A 16,334-nucleotide genomic window follows, 5' to 3' on the forward strand; every position below is an offset into this window, starting at 1 on the left:
TTGCTCGGTGCAACCTCTCCCGCTTGCGGGAGAGGTCGGCGCGTAGCGGCGGGTGAGGGCTTTCTCCAAGCGAGGATATTCTCGGTCGGCCGCCAACTGTCCCATTGCGGAGACACCCTCACCCCAGCCCTCTCCCGCAAGCGGGAGAGGGAGCACACCATCTTCGTGTAATCAGTGCATGAAGCTGCGGTGGTTGTTGCCGCCGTTTGACTGGTTCATCGACTGACGGACATTGTTGTCGCCGCCATTCCCCATCGCATTGAACTGCGGCCGGTTGTACTGGACGTCATTCTGGACTTGCACCTTGCTCACCGGGTTGTTGTTGAGCTTCACGCCGTTGTTGATACGGATCGGGTTGTTCTGCGTCTGAACGTTCACCGGCTTCACATCGACGGTCGAGCCGCCCTTGCCGATCGTCGTGGGCATGCTCACGACCTTGCCAGGGGTGCCGGTGGTCGTGACGGCATTGTTGTTGCCGGTGCTTTGCGTGGTGGTGGTCACCGGCAGTGTCGTGATCTTGCCGATGCCATTCTTGTTCGTCGTCGTGTTGGTTGGCGCGGGCAGGGTGACGATCTTGCCGCCATTGCCGAGCTTACCGATGACGTTGCTGTCGACCGGCTTCTGCACGCCCGGCAAGTTGGCGTTCATCTGCGAGCCGCCATTGCCCTGCTGGATCAGCGGCATGTATTTGGGTTGGCCGAGATTGCCGATCTTGAGCGTCGGGGCGATGTTCTGCGGAGCGAGGAACTTCGTCGCCTGCATCAAGGGGATCATCTTTGGCTGCGTCTCGAGCTTCAGCGCCATCTGTGCATAGGGGCTGTTGCCGTAGCTGTCGTAGAAGCCCTTGTAGCCGACCGGCGAGTTCGCCAGCACCGCCTGGTGCCAGGCCTGCGAGAGCAGGAGGTTCGACAGCAGCCAGCGGATGTGATCGCACAGCGGGTCGTGCGGATACATCTGGATGAACTCCTGATAGTACTCCGGCCGTCCCTCGGACACGACGTAGTCATAGGCCTGGCGCGTTGAACGGCTCGGCAGGTTAGAGGCCATCTGCACCACCGGCGCGTTCACCGGCGCGCGGTTGGCAGCAACCGCGGTGTCGCCGAAGAAGGTGAAGTCAGACGTCAGCGACGAGCTCTCCCAAGGAATCTGCGCGCCCCTGGTGGTCTGGTTCACCTGGAGCCGCACGCGCTTGAACAGCTGCTCGATCGGCACGTTGGGCTCGCGCGCGACGTTCAGGAAGGCTTGCGTGTAGGGGCTGTGGCCACCACTGCCGTCGAGCGCTTCGGCGCCCGGCGCGGTCGAATAGCCGACGATCGAGCCGTTCGGCGCATCGACGATGGCGAGGCCGCGGCTGGCGTCATTGACGCCAGGGAACGGGTTGTTGCGGCAGGCGTCGAGGATGACGATGCGCATCCGGCTCGGAATCGTCTCCAAGGTCGACATCACGTCGACCAGGCGGACCGAGTCGTTGACGAGGTCGGTCTGGTTCGACACCTTCGCGTCAACAGGGACGAGATAGTTCTCGCCGGCGAGCTGCACGCCGTGACCGGCGTAATAGACCATCGCCACCGTGTTCGGCCCGCGCGCGGACACTTTTGCGGAGAAATCCTGTACCACGCGCAGCATGTCGTTCTGGCCGAGGTCGGTCGCCGAGATCACCTCGAAGCCCGCCGAATTGAGGAACTGGGCCATCGACTGCGCGTCATTGTCCGGGTTCGCGAGCTGCGGCGCATTCTGGTAGTTCGAATTGCCGATCACCAGCGCCATACGCTGCTCCGGGCCTTGCAGCGCGGAAGGCGCAGCCGGTTCGACAGGGGCGACTTGCGCGGAAACCGGGCCGCAGACGAAGCCGAACAGGCCGGCAGTCATCAGGGCGGATTTCAGGCGGAACATGGCAAGCTCCCTCGGGGCTAATCTCGATGCGAGATTGGTTGCGAGGAAATTAGGCCGCGTTCAAACCCTGGTCCGTGATCGCGATCACCAAGGCGCGGTGCGTGATCCAAATCACGCAGGCTCCGGTGTCGTGCAGGTCGGTAATAGTAGGGCCTATGGCTGCTTCCTGATCCGCAAGGGCGTGATCAGCCAATGGTTCGCGTGAACTACCGTTTGGTGGTCCGGTCGTCGCGAAGTCCTGACCGCGCGGCGGAACCTTGAGAACCAATGCCGTTACGAGAAGAACGCGATCTTCTCGGCCTGGGTCATGCGGCGGATCGGCGCGAGGGCGTCGTTGGCGGCGGGGCGGGGCTTTTGCACGATGCCGCTGGCGAGAATGGTGGCGCCAAGCGAGGGTTCGGGCATCGGTGACGGCATTGGAAGCGTCGCGGTCGGTGCTGCGCCGGATGTCGCCGCGGCCGCCATGGCGGGGGCCGGCTGCTCCATCACTTCGGCGGCCGCTTCCGCAATGGCATCGGTGAGGCGCGCGAGCGATTCCATCGCGATCGGGGCTTCGACAGCCGGCTCCTCGACAACCAGTTCCTCAACGTGCGGCGCGATCGGCGCCTCCATGGCGACCGGCTCGGCGACGTCCGCGGCCATCGGCTCCGGCGTCGACTCAGGAATAGCCGCTTCCATCTCGATGGGCTCGACGATCTCGTCGAACTCCGGATCGGGCGCGGCCATCTCCATCGCGATCCGCGCGAGCACGGCATCGTCCTCGGCCTCCGCGGCGGCATCGAGCGAGAACTCGTCGGTGATCTCGGCGACGGAAGCGGGATCGGCGAGACCGTCCTCGACCGTAGCAAAACTCTCGTCGACCGCGGCGTGGCTTTCGGCGATCTCGGGCGCGATCGCGACGTCCATCGTCCCGTCCTTGGCGATGCCGCTCATGTCAGCGGCTGCCTCGGGCTCGGGAGCGATCTCCTGCGGCGTCTCCGTAGAAGCCACGGGTGCTTCGCTGGCCATCTCCGCCGGCGCTTCGGCAACGGGAGCTTCCGCCATCGACGGCGCAGCCTGCGCCGGAGACGGTCGCACCGCGGCCTGTGGCGCTGCGCAGTCGCCTGCGTCGGTCTGCTCGACCCGGTCCTTGAGCAGATCGAAGGCGGCCTTGAGGTCGCCGCGCGGGTCGATGGTCGACACCTGGGTGCAGGCTGCTTCGATCGAGGCGAGCTGCGAATCAATCAGGTCGCAGATTCGCCCGTCGGCGCCGATCTCGCGCCAGCGCCAGGAGATCTCCTTGATGATGCGAACGCCGCGCGGGATCGGCGCGAGGCTCGCCTCGAGCGCGGCCGGATCGAACGCCTTGCCGGCGGCGCTTTCTGCGTCCTCGACGGCGCGGCGGATCGCGACCAGCGCTTCAGGCAGGCGGTCCTCGACGACGGGTTGTCGTTGTGCCGCAAGGGTTTCTTCGATTTTGGCGACCGCGTCGAGCACCATGCGCGTATCGGCATTGCGGTTGCGCTTGGCGTATTCGCCGAGGAACCAGCGGCCGCGCGCGGTCTCCATGAAGGCTTCGCGGATCGCGTCGTAATCCTGCTCGTTCGGCTCGGCCGCGCGGGCAGACATAGGCGAGAGGGCGAATGCTTCGTTGGCCATGTCAATCTCGTCGCGCAAATCACCGCGCGTTACTGTAACGATCACCACGATATCGACCGAATCGCAATTGGTTTGATGCCAGCCGAATCACAAATCCCCATCGCAGCAACCGTCAAGCGGCGATTTGCCGTGAGGCTCGCGCTGTTCTACTCGGCCGTGTTCGCGGTGTCGGGAACGCATCTGCCGTTCTTCCCGGTCTGGCTCAAGGCGGTCGGCATCGATGCAACTTGGATCGGGATCATCAACGCGCTGCCGGGGATTACGCGCTTCACCACGCTGCCCTACGCAACCGCCTTTGCCGAAAAGCGCCATGCGATTCGTGCCGGCATGATGGTTTCGGTAGTCGCGACGGCGGTGGGATTTGCGCTGGTCGGCTTGCTGCACGAGCCGCTGGCACTCCTGCTGATCTATGCGGCCACCTGCATCATGTGGACGCCGATCGTCCCGCTGACGGATGCGTACGCGTTGCGCGGCGTCATTCGCTACGGCTTCGACTATGGGCCAGTTCGGCTGTGGGGCTCGGCAGCCTTCGCTGCGGGCGCTCTCGCCTGCGGCTATCTTGTCGATGTCATCGCCACGCGCGACCTGATCTGGATCATCGTCGCATGGGCTCTCGTCGCGGCCATCGCAGGCCTGTTGCTCCAGCCGCTCGACGACGTCAGGCGAAGGACCGTGGAAACGCACGCCGGCAATGCCCTGCTGCGCGATGCCGGGTTCTGGTTGGTCATCATTTCGGCCGCGCTGATCCAAGGCAGTCATGCCGCCTATTACTCGTTTTCGGCGATCAGCTGGCAGGCCCATGGGCTCGGCGGGTTCACAATCGCAGGGCTCTGGACGCTGGGCGTGATCGCCGAGATCATCGTCTTCGCGCTGTCGCCGCGCTTCTCGCTGCATCCGTCATCGCTGATGGCGATCGGCGGCGTAAGCGCGGTGCTGCGCTGGATCGTCACGGCGCAGGAGCCGTCGCTGGCGCTGCTCGCGATCGCACAGCTCGGCCACGGCCTCACGTTCGGCATGACCATCGTCGGCACCATGAATTTGCTGGTGCAGCGCGTGCCGTCGCATCAGATCGCGCGGGGGCAGGGTTACTATGCTGCGTGCAGCGGATTATTGGGCGCGACGACCTCGATCGCTTCAGGCGCGATCTACGCCCGCATCGGCGACAGCCTCTATTACGTCATGGCTGCGATGGCGGCGGCCGGTGCGCTTCTGATCTGGTCGGCGCGGCACCGGCTGAAGGCTCAGCCCCAGAGCGAAGCGTCGGGCGGATAGACCAGGCTGCCGTCGTAACGCAGTCCGTGATCGCGATCGCGCGCCAGCAACAAGGGGCCATCGAGATCGACGAAGCGCGCCTGCGGGGTCACCAGCATGGCGGGCGCCATCGACAGCGAGGTCGCGACCATGCAGCCGATCATGATCTGGAAGCCGAGCGCCTGCGCCGCATCGGCCATGGCGAGCGCCTCGGTGAGGCCGCCGGTCTTGTCGAGCTTGATGTTCACAGCGTCATAGCGCGCGCGCAAGGGTGCCAGCGAGTTGCGATCATGCACGCTCTCGTCGGCGCAGACCGCGAGCGGCCGCTTGATCCGCGCCAGCGCGTCGTCCTTGCCGGCCGGCAGCGGCTGCTCCACCAGGGTGACGCCGACGGCGGCGCAGGCGGCGAGGTTTTGCTCCAGACAGGCCTCGGTCCAGGCCTCGTTGGCATCGACGATCAGCTCGGACTCGGGGGCAGCCCTGCGCACGGCCGCGATCCGCAGCCCATCGCCGTCGCCGCCGAGCTTGATCTTGAGCAGCGGCCGGTGCGCCGCTTTCGCAGTTGCCGCCGCCATGGCCTCAGGCGTGCCGAGCGAGATCGTATAGGCTGTGGTGCGCTCGCCCGGCGCCGGCCGATCGAGCAGGTTCCAGGCCCGCCGGCCGGCCGCCTTGGTCTCGAGGTCGATCAGGGCGCAATCCAGCGCATTGCGGGCAGCTCCAGGCGGCATGGCGGCCTGGAGGGTCTGCCGCGTCAGCCCGTCCGCCACGGCCGCCTGCATGGCCTCGATCGCGGCCAGCGTCGCCTCGGGGGTCTCGCCATAGCGGGGATAGGGCACGCATTCGCCGCGGCCGGTCAGGCCGTTTTGGCTCAATTCGGCCACAACGGTCACCGCTTCGGTCTTGGCGCCCCGGCTGATGGTGAAACTGCCGGCGATGGGAAACCGCTCGATTCGGGCGGCGAGGGCAGGAACTTTGCTGGAAGTCATTTTGAACTCTGGCGAAATCTGAACCTGCTAGTTACCTCTAGCAACTAACGTTAACCAGTTGGGGATACCTTTCCTGGGTAAGGGCGCGTGCGCAACGATCTGATTTCCTCCGCCCTGGTACGGGAGCGGACACCTTGAGCGGCGATCCGAAGCTGGAACGGATTGCCAAAGGCAACGCGCTGGCCCTCTGCGCCACCGGAACCTGGACCGCGAGCTTCGCGCCGGTGCTGGAGCGGATGGTGGCCGACGCCGAGAAGCTCGCCGGCAGCCCCCAAAGCATCTTCATCGACGTCTCCGAGATCGCCAGGCTTGACACCTTTGGGGCCTGGCTGATCGAGCGGCTGCGCCGCAGCCTGACGCAAGGCGCCGTCGAGGCGCAGATCGCGGGGCTGTCGGCCAATTATTCGAGCCTCGTCGACGAGGTGCGGCGGGTCAAGGCGACGCCGGTGATCGACAGCAGCACGATCACCATCACCGACATGCTGGAGCAGATCGGCCGTGCCGTCGCCGGCATTGGCGGCACCATTGCGGGCCTGATCGACATGCTCGGCGCGGTGCTCGCGGCAGGCGGGCGCGTGCTGATCCATCCGCGCTCGCTCCGCCTGACCTCGACCGTGCACCACATGGAGCAGGTCTGCTGGCGCGCGGTGCCGATCATTGTGCTCATCACGTTCCTGATCGGCTGCATCATCGCCCAGCAGGGCATTTTCCATTTCCGCCGGTTCGGCGCCGATATCTTCGTCGTCGACATGCTCGGCGTGCTGGTTTTGCGCGAGATCGGCGTGTTGCTTGTCGCCATCATGGTCGCGGGCCGCTCGGGCAGTGCCTACACCGCCGAGCTCGGCTCGATGAAGATGCGCGAGGAGATCGACGCGCTGCGCACCATGGGGTTTGACCCGATCGAAGTTCTGGTGCTGCCGCGCATGCTGGCGCTGGTGCTGGCGCTGCCGATCCTCGCTTTCCTCGGCGCCATGGCCGCGCTCTATGGCGGTGGGCTGGTCGCCTGGCTCTATGGCGGCGTCGATCCCGAAGCATTTCTGTTGCGCCTGCGCGATGCCATCTCGATCGATCATTTTATCGTCGGCATTGTGAAAGCACCGGTGATGGCTGCCGTGATCGGCATCGTCGCCTGCGTCGAGGGACTTGCGGTTCAGGGCAGCGCGGAATCGCTCGGGCAGCACACCACGGCGTCGGTGGTGAAGGGCATCTTCTTCGTCATCGTGATGGACGGCGTATTCGCGATCTTCTTCGCCTCGATCGGAATGTGACGATGGCGCAAGAAACTCAAAACGCGATTCAAAACCCCATTATCCGCGTCCGCGACATCACCGTGCAGTTCGGCGCGACGCGCGTGCTCGACGGTCTCAACCTCGACGTCAAGCGTGGCGAGATCCTCGGCTTCGTCGGTCCCTCCGGTGCGGGCAAATCGGTGCTGACGCGCACCATCATCGGCCTGGTGCCGAAGGTCGCCGGCTCCATCGAGGTGTTCGGAGTTGACCTCGATTCCTCCAACACATCGCAGCGCCGCAACGTCGAGCGGCGCTGGGGCGTGCTGTTCCAGCAGGGCGCACTGTTCTCCTCGCTCACGGTGCGGCAGAACATCCAGTTTCCGATGCGCGAGTACTTGCGCGTCTCGCAGCGGCTGATGGACGAGATCACCATGGCCAAGCTCGCCATGGTCGGCCTCAAGCCGGAAGTGGCCGAGCGTTTCCCCTCGGAACTCTCCGGCGGCATGATCAAGCGCGTCGCGCTTGCCCGCGCATTGTCGCTCGATCCGGACCTCGTCTTCCTGGACGAGCCGACCTCCGGTCTCGATCCGATCGGCGCCGGCGACTTCGACGAGCTGGTCAGGACGCTGCAGCGGACTTTGGGGCTGACCGTTTTCATGGTAACCCACGACCTCGACAGCCTTTACACAGCTTGCGACCGCATCGCCGTTTTAGGGAACGGTAAGATCATTGCGGCAGGGTCGATCGCCGACATGCAGGCCTCGCAGCATCCCTGGCTGAGGCAGTATTTCCATGGCAAGCGCGCCCGCGCGGTCATGAGTTGAGTAGCCGGAGCACCTGATGGAAACGCGGGCGAATTACGTACTGATCGGATCCTTCACGCTGGCGGTGATCGCGGCTGCGATCGGCTTCGTGCTGTGGTTCCAGTCGCTGCACACCACCAAGCAGCGCAGCCCCCTACGCGTCGTGTTCGAGGGCCCCGCGGCAGGTCTGCGCAACGGCGGCAGCGTCAATTTCAACGGTATCCGGGTCGGCGAGGTGGTCTCGGTGAAGCTCGACAATCCGCGGCGGGTTGTCGCACTCGCCATGGTCGAGAACAACGCCCCGATCCGCAAGGACACCCTGGTCGGCCTCGAATTCCAGGGCCTGACCGGCGTCGCCGCGATCTCGCTCAAGGGGGGCGAGGAGGCCGCACCTCCGCCAGCGCTCGACGAGGACGGCATCCCGACGCTGATGGCCGATCCGAACAAGCTCCAGGACGTCACCGAGGCGATCCGCGGCACGCTGCAGAACATCAACAAGATCGTCGCCGACAATCAGGAATCGGTGAAGAACTCGCTGAAGAATCTGGAGACCTTCACCAACTCGCTCGCCCGCAACTCCGAGAAGATCGACGGCGTGATGGCCAAGGTCGACGGTGTGATGCTCAAGGCCGACAGCCTCATGCTCGGCCTCAACACGCTCGCCGGCGGCAAGGACGGCGGCGAGCTGTTCCTGACGGTCAAATCGATCCGCGAACTCGCCGAGGATTTCGACAAGCGCTCGGGTGCACTGATGACCGACGGCCGCCGCACGCTCGGCGACATCAGCCGTGCGGTGAACAATTTCGACCGCAATCCGACGCGCGTCCTGTTCGGCGCCAGCAACAGCGCGCCGGCCGCGGCGCCGCCGCCGGCCGAGGCGTCGAAGCCGGCCGCGACGGAGCGCCGCCGGCAGTAGGACCCGGTGTTTCGCCAGGACGACATCGAATGCGTGGCGGATTGCTTCGCATTCGATGACAGGGCCACAAACAAAAAACGGAGGCCGTGAGGCCTCCGTTTTCATTTGTATTACCTGTCGTTACGAGCCGCTTACCCCAGCCGGCCCGCCGCGTGCGCAAGCAGCGTGTACACCAAACCCGTCTCCGAGGTCAGATGGCTGCGCAGCTCCTGCGGGCCGCGGCCGTCGCGGGCGACTTCGTCGAGCAGGCGTTCGAACTCGCCGATATAGCGGTCGACCGTGCCCTTGAAGTTGCGGTCGGCGCGATACTTGCGTGCGACCTCGTCAAAGGCCTTCTGGCCGGCGGGCGTGTACAGCCGCTTGGTGAAGGCCTTGTTCTCGCCGCGCTGGTAGCGGTCCCACATCTCGGAGGCGAGGTTGCGGTCCATCAGCCGGCCGATGTCGAGCGACAGCGATTCCAGCGGATTGCCGCTGCTCTGCGGGGCCTGCGGCTGCGGAGCGGGTGCAGCCTGGCGGCCACGCGGGGCCTCGCGTCCGTTCGGAGCAGCCTGGTTGGCGTCCGTGCGGTTCAACAGATCTGACAGCCAGCCGTCGCGGCCCTGGTCGTTGCCACCAGGTGCAACCGGCGGTGCCTCGGTGCGACGCGAGGCGGGCACGCCGAGGTCCGGCGGCGGCAGGGTCGAGGCGCTGGCGCTTTCGCGGATCCGCGTTTCGCTGCTGCTGCTGCGGCCGCCGACGGTCGCCATCATCGGCTCTTCCTGGCGCTGGACAGCGACAGAAGCGCGGCCCGTCGTGGTGACGTCCAGGCCGCGGCCGTGCTGGGCCACGATGCGGTTGAGCTCGGCGAGCGCCTCGATCTGGTCGACGATCACCTTGCGCATCTGCGCAGTGCTCTCGGCGGCCTCCTGCGGCATCTCGAGCACGCCGCGGCGCAACTCGTTGCGGGTGGCTTCGAGTTCGTTGTGCATCTCGAACGCCATCTGCTTCATGCTGGAGACGAGGTTGCCGAACTTCTCCGTCGACTGCTTGAACATCGCATCCGCCTCGTCGGTGGTCTGGCGGTAGATGTCGTGCATCGACTCGACGGTCTGGCGGTGCTCCTCCTCGGACGCAGCCCGTACCGCCTCGAACTGGCGGGTGATCGCGGCAGAACCTGCGCCGGCGGTCTCCGCCACCACGCGGGCGATGTCGCGGGCCCGCTCTTCGGCCGCAGCGAGCGATTCATCGAGCAGCCCGGTGAAGCGCGACAGGCGCTGGTCGAGATCGGTTGTGCGCAGGTCGATGGTGGTGACGAGCGATTCCAGCGCCGCCTTGCGTTCGGCAAGCGAGGCGGTGGTGTTCTTGTTGCTCTGCTCGACGACCTGCGCGGCATCGACGAGTGCCTTGCCGTGCGCGTCGAACTGGATCGACAGCTCGCCAAGATCCTGGAGCGCTCGCGTGGTCTTCGTGTTGAAGACGTTGAGCTGGTCTTCCAGATTCTGCGTCGCAGCGCCGTTGCGCGAGGTGACGTCGTTCATCGCCGAGACGAAGTCTGCAACGCGCGTCACCAGCGCCCGCTCGAGCGAGTTGAGGTTGTCGTGCGCACCGGTCAGCACCTCCTGGAGGAGGATGTTGCCTTCACGCAGACGCTCGAACAGGGCGACCGTGTCTGTGCGCAGGATCTTGCTGGTCTCCTGCATCTCGGTGACGGCCGCGATCGAGACCTGGCGTGACTGGTCGATCGCCGCGCGCGAGGCCGCCTCGAGGTCCTTGAGCGACCTGCCGACCGCGCTGGTCGCGACCTCGCTCGCCGAGTTGATGGTGCGGGCGACTTCGTTGCCGTTGCCCATCATGGTCTGCGAGAAGGCATGGCCGCGCGTCTCGATCGACTTCAACGCGTCCGAGGTGACGCGGTCGATGTCGAGCGTGAGCTGGCTGGTCTTGGAGCCGATCGCGTCCACGAGCGAGCCGCGCTTGGCGTCGATCATGTTGGCGAGGCGGTCAGACTGCTGCTGCACATAGGTCACGATCTCGTCGGTCTTGCCGGTCATGGCCTGGCCGAAGCTGCTGCTGGCCGCGAGCACAGAGCGCTCGACGTCGGCCGAGCTCGACTTGACCCGCGAGCTCGCCTCGTTGGAGGCATTGATCAGCGCATTCTGGGCGTTGAGCGCGCTGGTCTGGATGTCGTTGGTCGCGTTGGCGGTGGCCGTGCTCAGCGCGCGCTCGATCTCGGTCGAGATCGTGCGGATCTGGCTTGCGGCATCCGCCGAAGTCGAGGTCAGCGAGGTCTGGGCCTCGCGTGCGCTGCTGAGAATGGTCGAGGCGGTGTCGGCGCCGACCGAAGTCAGCGTGCGCTCGATGTCCGTCGTCAGCAACTTGATCTGGCTCGCCGCGTCGGTCGAGGCAGAGATCAGCGTGCCCTGGGCCTCCCGCACGCCGCTGGTGAGGGCCTCGATGGTGGCGCCACCGGCGGTCGCCAGCGCGCGCTGCATCTCGGCTGCGAGCGAACGGACCTGGCCGGTCTGTTCGGCGGAGACCGCGAGCAGGGTGCTCTGGGCGTCGCGGGCACTGGCCGTGATCGTCTCGGCGGTCGACTGGCCGACCTGCGAGAGCGAGCGGTGCACTTCGGCCGCGAGCGACTTGACCTGGCTCGCCGCATCCGAGGACGCATTGACCAGCGTGCTCTGGGCTTCGCGCGCGCCGGTCATGATGGTCTCGGCCGTCGAGGTGCCCGCCATCGAGAGCGAGCGCTGCACGTCCGAGGACAGCGCCTTGATCTGGTTGGCGGTCTCGGTCGAGGCCGCGATCAGCGTACCCTGCGCGTCGCGGGCACCAGCGGTGATCGATTCCGCCGTGGAGGTGCCGGCCATCAACAGCGAGCGCTGCACGTCGGCGGTGAGGGTCTTGACGTGGTTGGCCGCATCCGACGACGCGGTGACGAGCGTGGTCTGCACCTCGCGGGCGCCGGCCAGGATCGAGGCCGCGGTGGCCGAGCCAGCCGCGGACAGCGTGCGCTCGACGTCGGCCGCGAGCCCCTTGATCTGGTTGGAGGCATCGCCCGAGGCTGCGACCAGGCTCGACTGCGCCTCGCGGGCGCTGGTCAGGATCGAGTTCGCCGCACCGGTGCCGACCGCGGTCAGCGAGCGCTCGACCTCGGCGGAGGTCATCTTGAGCTGGGCGTTGACGTCGGAGGAGACCGTCATCAGCGACTGCTGGGCGGTGCGCGCACCGGTCTGGATCGTCTCGCTGGTGTTGACCACGAGGTTGGTGAGTGAGCGTTCGGCGTCCTCGACATGCGAGCGGATCGCGGTCGAGATCATCTCGGCGCGGGACATCATGTCCTCGCTGGCCTGGCGGCCGCTGCTCTCGATGCGGCCGGCGACGGCCTCGACACGCGAGCCGAGCAGGTCTTCGAACTGCGCCACGCGCACGTCGATGTCGTTGGCAACCGAACCGACCTTGGTCTCGATCGCCTGGTGGATGTCCTGGAAGCGTGCCGTGACCGTGTCGGTCAGGTGCATGCTGCGGCCGTCGATGAGTTCGGCGACGCTGGTGATGCGGCGGTCGACCGCGTCGATCGCCTGCGCCGTACCGTCCGTGAGCGTCGAGGTCAGCAGGGTGAGGCGGGTGTCGATCGACTGCACGGCCTGCGAGGCGCCGTTCGTCAAGGCGGTGGTCAGGTAGGTGAGGCGGCTGTCGACGGACTCCAGCGCCTGCGATGCGCCGCTGTTGAACGTCGTCGTGAGATGCGTCAGGCGTGTATCGATTGCCTGGATCGTCTGCGATGCGCCGTCGGTCAGCGTTGTCGTGAGGTTGGTCAGACGGGAGTCGATGGACTCGAGCGCTTGCGTCGCGCCGCCGGTGAGTGTCGTCGTGAGATGCGTCAACCGCGTATCAACCGCCTGGATCGCCTGCGCGGCGCCGTCGGTCAGCGACATGGAAAGCGTGTTGAGGCGTCCGTCGATGGTCTCGGTCACCGACTTGGCGCGGATATCGAACGACTGTTCAAGTTCAGCGACCCGGCCGACGAGCTGCTCGTCGAAGGTCTTGATGTGGCCTTCGATGGTGCCGTCGAGGCTGGCGATCTTGCCATTCAGCGAGGCGTCGAGATTGGTGACGCGTTCGCCGATGGTGGTCTCGAACTGCACCAGGCGCTGGTCGAGCACGGCCGTGATCGCACCGCCGTTCGAGGTGAAGCGGGTGTCGAAATCGTCGACATAGTTCTTCAGCGACTCATGGATGTCGTGGGTGCGCTGGCCCATGCGCTCGACGATCTCGCCGCCGAACGTCTTCACGGTGCGGTCGAACTCGGAGATGTGGCGCGTGATCAGCGCGCCCAGCGTGCCGGAATCGCGTGCGAACTTCTCCACCAGCTCGGAACCCTGGTTCTTCACCAGCTCGTCGAACGCGCTCATCTGCAGCGACAGCGAGTCGTGCGCGGTCTCGGTCTGGCTGACGACCTTGGCGACGAGGGTGTTGACGGTGGCGTCGAGCGCTTCACTCGCCTTGTCGCCGGAGGTCATGATCTGGCCGGCGAGGCGGTTGCCGGCGTCGTCGATCTTGGCGGAGAGGTCGTTGGAGCGCAGCTCGAGCTCGAGCAGCAGTGAGTCCGACGAGTTCTTCAGGCTGTCGTGCACCTGCTCGGTGCGCTCGGAGATGCCGTCGACGATTGCGGCGGAACGCTGCTCGAACTCGCCGGTGATGCGGTCGATGCGCTCGTTCAGCATCTCGTGGACGCGGTCGGCGAGGTCGACGAACTCGTCGTGGACGTGGCCGGTCTTGAAGTTGAGGCTGGTGGTCAGCCGCTCGCTGGCGTCGAGCACCGCGCGCGTGGTCTCGGCGCTGGCCTCCTCGAGGCGGTCGAGCAGGTCGCCGCCGCGCTCGCCGAGCGCCAGGATCATGTTGTCGCCGGCGTGGCTCAGCGCACCGGTGATGTGGGCGCCGCGCTCTTCCAGCGCGCCGGTGATGGATTTGGCGACCTCGTCGACGCGCGAAGCGATCGCGTCCGAGATCAGCGCGATGTCGTGGCGCAGGTCGATCTGCACGCCGGAAATGGCGCTGCGGACCTGCTCGGCCTGGCCGACCAGATTGTCACGCTGATGCGCGATGTCCTGGAGCAGGGCGCGGATGCGCACTTCGTTGTCGGAATAGGCGCGCTCAAGTGCTGCGACTTCGTTGGCGACCAGCGTCTCGAGCTCGCCGGCGCGCGCGATGGCGCGCTCGATGCCGTCGCCCATCGCCGCGACCTCGCGGCGGATGGCCTGGCCGACGGTGACCATGGAATCGGACGCCGAGCCTTCCGGCTCGGAGAAGCGGATCGCAACCTGCGCCATCGCCTGTGCGACCTGGCTCATCTGCTGGCCGCGCCAGACCAGGCTGGCGAGGAAGTAGAACAGCATGATCGGCGCGAAGAACATCGTGACGAGGCCGGCGATCGCCAGCACGCCGCCGCTCTGGCCCATGGCGGCCTGAATCGAGGGCAGGAAGCCGACCGTCAGCGCGGCGCAGGCCGCAAGCCAGATGACGGTGAAGATGGTCGCGCCGGTGTAGATGTTGCGGGCAGGGCGGCCCGTCTGCAGCGACTGGAGCAGCTGGCCGATGGTCTCGCGATCGTCATTGGCGGCGCGGCGCGAGGTGCGCGGTTCCTCGATCGGATCGAACACGGCGCGCTCGTTGGCGGCAGGGCGCGGTTCGAACGCCGGTTCGTCAAACACGGGAGGCGCGACTGAAGGCGCCGTTTCGTTGCGCATCGATGCGTTGCGGCTGGTGTCGGCAGCCGTGTCGCTGATGTTGAGGGCTTCCTGAATCGCAGAAAGCGCAACTTCTGTGGGGTCTTTGACCTTTTTGGGAGTATTGGCCATGTTCAGTCGAGCCCTCGTTACTTGTACGCGCCCCCCCGCGAGCCCTGCGCGCTGCGCAAGCCCACAGACCGGATCATGCCGCTTGCGCGGATCTCCGAGCCATCCCCACCCGGACGGCTTGTCCGCCAATTTCCGCAACATCCTATTGGCAGAGCGTCGCGAATGAAATGCCTGCGATTAAGACAATCTTAATCATCGTTAACAGGTTCGCGCCGTAACACCTTAGGCCTAAATGAAATTCTCCACCGAACCTGGCCGATTGCGGCAACTTTTCGTCAATAAACGGGCAGATTTGCGTAAAACGGCCCAAGCACTTCGTTAACCATTTCCATGCTTCGGTGGGGCGAACCGCCGGACCGGCGGACCGTCGCGCGATGCCGGGGCCTGCGCCGTGATGCCTGAACTGCAACGGATGGACTGGATGCCCTCGCCCCCGCTTGCGCCCATCGACAGCCCCCTCGACCTCGACCACCTCTCGCGCATGACGCTCGGCGATTCCGAACTGGAGCAGGAAGTGCTTGCGATGTTCGCCGAACAGGCGGTTCGGCTGATCGCAGCAATGACGGCGCTGCCGGCCGAGACCGGTGCGCTCGCGCATAAGCTTAAAGGCTCGGCGCGCGGAATCGGCGCCTTTGCGGTCGCGGATGCCGCCGCCACCCTGGAAACCGCGATCCGGATCGGCCGCAACCAGCCCCACGCCTTTGCAGCGCTGAAGGAGGCGGTCGCCGAGGTGCGGGCCGCGATTGCGACGATCCTCAAGCATTAAGCCAGCGCCCCCCGGAAGTCGGGGCCTTGCGCACTAGTCTTTTGTTTTGACGCGTTTTCTTCCCGCGAACCGGTATCCACTTCGGTTGAAAACGCTATGGCGCGGTCCGGATCGACCCGTTATAGGACAGCCCGGACCCTCCTTTTCCCCAGATCGCGGCAGCACGAGCACACATGGCCAAAATTCACTTTGTCAACCACAAGGGCGAAACCCGCACGGTGGAAGTCGAGAACGGCGCAACCGTGATGGAAGCCGCCATCCGCAACAGCGTTCCCGGCATCGAGGCCGAGTGCGGCGGCGCCTGCGCCTGCGCGACCTGCCATGTCTATGTGGACGAAGCCTGGCGCGAGAAGGTCGGCAGCCCGACGCCGATGGAAGAGGACATGCTCGACTTCGGCTTCGACGTGCGCCCGAACTCGCGCCTGTCCTGCCAGATCAAGGTCTCCGACGAACTCGACGGGCTCGTGGTGTCGACGCCGGAACGTCAGGCCTGATCCTTCTTGCTCAAGTGCTCGTCCGCGCGACCTCGATGCCGCGCTTGTGCCAGGGTTTGAATTTCTCGATCACCTCTGCGGTCAGCGGTGCCGGCCGGCGCGTCGCCTCGTCGAGCAAGACGCCGACGGATGTCGCTGACGCGATGCACTCCCCGTTCGAAAACACGACCTGCTCGAAGGTCACCGATGTGCGTCCGAGCTTCACCACGCCGAGGCCGAGCTCGATCGTGTTCGGCCAATGCAGTTCGGCGCGGAAATGGATGTCGAGCCGCACCATGATCCAGGCGAGCCCTGGCGGCGTCAGCCCGTACTGCGGACTCTTCATCAGTGTGACGCGGCCGGTCTCGAAATAGGTGGCGTAGACCGCGTTGTTGACGTGCTGGTTCGGGTCGAGATCGCCAAAGCGGACGTTGTCGCCGAGGCGAAAAGGGAAGTCCTCCAGGCGCGGTGTCCTATCGAGGCGGCTTGGTGCGTTCACCGATTGATCTCCGTCATATCCAACCTCGTTACAGCCCAGT

General features: G+C 65.8%; 11 protein-coding genes. 6 read left to right on the forward strand and 5 right to left on the reverse strand.

Going from position 1 to position 16,334, the window contains the following annotated elements; genetic code table 11:
* Positions 1–171 precede the first annotated feature (171 nt).
* Positions 172–1,893, reverse strand: a complete 1,722-nt coding sequence (locus tag YUA_RS0118825) for a caspase family protein (RefSeq protein ID WP_027532098.1) — start codon at positions 1,891–1,893, stop codon at positions 172–174.
* 273 nt (positions 1,894–2,166) lie between these two features.
* Positions 2,167–3,531 (reverse strand): hypothetical protein, encoded by a 1,365-nt coding sequence (locus tag YUA_RS0118835; protein WP_027532099.1) that lies wholly within the window; start codon positions 3,529–3,531, stop codon positions 2,167–2,169.
* Between the two features lie 75 nt (positions 3,532–3,606).
* Between YUA_RS0118835 and YUA_RS0118840 the strand changes: the two genes are divergently transcribed.
* A complete protein-coding gene (locus YUA_RS0118840) occupies positions 3,607–4,803 on the forward strand; it encodes an MFS transporter (RefSeq protein ID WP_027532100.1) in 1,197 nt (398 codons plus the stop codon).
* On the opposite strand, the gene dgcA is transcribed toward YUA_RS0118840, so the two are convergent.
* Entirely contained in the window at positions 4,773–5,768 is a 996-nt protein-coding gene (gene dgcA, locus YUA_RS0118845) for an N-acetyl-D-Glu racemase DgcA (protein WP_027532101.1), read from the reverse strand. The two genes, YUA_RS0118840 and dgcA, sit on opposite strands and share 31 nt — an antisense overlap.
* 134 nt (positions 5,769–5,902) lie before the next feature.
* On the opposite strand from dgcA, the gene YUA_RS0118850 reads away from it, so the two are divergent.
* Genes YUA_RS0118850 through YUA_RS0118860 form a run of 3 tightly spaced genes read left to right on the forward strand, consistent with a single transcriptional unit; the run spans position 5,903 to position 8,716 of the window.
* Entirely contained in the window at positions 5,903–7,036 is a 1,134-nt protein-coding gene (locus tag YUA_RS0118850; RefSeq protein WP_027532102.1) for an ABC transporter permease, read from the forward strand.
* Between the two features lie 2 nt (positions 7,037–7,038).
* Positions 7,039–7,821 carry an ABC transporter ATP-binding protein gene (locus YUA_RS0118855; RefSeq protein WP_027532103.1) on the forward strand — a complete coding sequence of 261 codons (783 nt, stop codon included), beginning with the start codon at positions 7,039–7,041 and terminating at the stop codon, positions 7,819–7,821.
* Between the two features lie 16 nt (positions 7,822–7,837).
* Positions 7,838–8,716: an MlaD family protein gene (locus YUA_RS0118860; protein WP_027532104.1), complete on the forward strand. Its 879-nt coding sequence runs from the start codon at positions 7,838–7,840 to the stop codon at positions 8,714–8,716.
* A 131-nt stretch (positions 8,717–8,847) separates the two neighbouring features.
* Here YUA_RS0118860 and YUA_RS0118865 read toward each other — a convergent pair whose 3' ends face one another.
* On the reverse strand, positions 8,848–14,556 hold the full coding sequence (locus tag YUA_RS0118865; protein ID WP_027532105.1) for a negative regulator of septation ring formation: 5,709 nt from the start codon (positions 14,554–14,556) through the stop codon (positions 8,848–8,850).
* 421 nt (positions 14,557–14,977) lie between these two features.
* Here YUA_RS0118865 and YUA_RS0118870 point away from each other — a divergent pair, with 421 nt between their 5' ends.
* Positions 14,978–15,322 carry an Hpt domain-containing protein gene (locus YUA_RS0118870; protein ID WP_035971270.1) on the forward strand — a complete coding sequence of 115 codons (345 nt, stop codon included), beginning with the start codon at positions 14,978–14,980 and terminating at the stop codon, positions 15,320–15,322.
* A 173-nt stretch (positions 15,323–15,495) separates the two neighbouring features.
* Complete coding sequence (locus YUA_RS0118875) at positions 15,496–15,816, forward strand: 2Fe-2S iron-sulfur cluster-binding protein (RefSeq protein WP_027532107.1); 321 nt, start codon at positions 15,496–15,498, stop codon at positions 15,814–15,816.
* 10 nt (positions 15,817–15,826) lie between these two features.
* On the opposite strand, the gene YUA_RS0118880 is transcribed toward YUA_RS0118875, so the two are convergent.
* Positions 15,827–16,294 (reverse strand): thioesterase family protein, encoded by a 468-nt coding sequence (locus tag YUA_RS0118880; protein ID WP_027532108.1) that lies wholly within the window; start codon positions 16,292–16,294, stop codon positions 15,827–15,829.
* Between the last annotated feature and the right edge of the window lie 40 nt (positions 16,295–16,334).

It is taken from the genome of Bradyrhizobium sp. WSM3983 (genome assembly GCF_000473045.1).
Taxonomy (GTDB): Bacteria; Pseudomonadota; Alphaproteobacteria; order Rhizobiales; family Xanthobacteraceae; genus Bradyrhizobium.